This window comes from Psychrobacter sp. 1U2, assembly GCF_051847575.1.
This window is the reverse complement of the sequence record NZ_JBPYDC010000879.1, coordinates 1-791: the sequence shown is the minus strand read 5'-3', so window position 1 is coordinate 791 and position 791 is coordinate 1. Positions and strand designations below refer to the sequence as shown.

The window sequence follows — 791 nt, the reverse complement described above, 5'->3', positions numbered from 1 at the left end:
AGATAATACCAGAAGTAATAAAGTATACTGTCACGTAGGTAAACATGTCAGTAACAGTCATGACAGTATCGCGTACTGCCAGTGCCGTTTGCATCACTTTTGCTGAAACTCGGCCAGAGAATTCATCCTGATAAAACTGCATAGACTGACCTAGCATGCGCTGATGAAAACGCCAGCGCATTTGCATGGGAAATACACCTTGCAGAGTCTGAAAATGTATAAAAGATGACAAGGCAATCCATAACGGACTTAATATCATCACTGCAAGCATAAGGAGTAATAGATCGCCTTTTTCTGCCCATAGGTTTTGCGGGGTATAAACACCAAGCCAATCGACTATGTTACCAATCCATGCAAACAGCATAGCCTCATAAACACCGATACCAGCAGACAGAATCATAAAGAGCAGCAGCCACCCACGTAGACCTTTAGTGCATGCCCACAAAAACTTTAACAGTCCATCAGTCGGTGATGGCAGCGGCATAGGCGTATCAGGAAAGGCAGAAAGACGATTTTCAAAAAAACGGAATAGAGCATTCATAGGCAATGACGATACGCCAAGATAAGTGGTATTAGACACTATCTTGGACAATTACTTGTGTTGTTAGGATTGTGCGCTATTTTAGCAAAACTTCGCAATCACCCCTGCATGCTAATTGTAATTTGAACGCGGCAGGTCGTATTTAATATCAGGTGTTAAAAACTACTATAAATAAATTGCTGTACAAAAGGTATTTTGTTACCTTTTATTGTTTCGCGTTATTCAGTAACTTCATTTATCGAAGACTGAA

General features: G+C 40.7%; 1 pseudogene. It reads right to left on the bottom strand.

Features of this window, described 5'->3' with window-relative positions:
* Positions 1 to 541, bottom strand: a pseudogene (locus ACS8FD_RS19300) (multidrug ABC transporter ATP-binding protein); the annotation flags it as partial.
* Positions 542 to 791 lie beyond the last annotated feature (250 nt).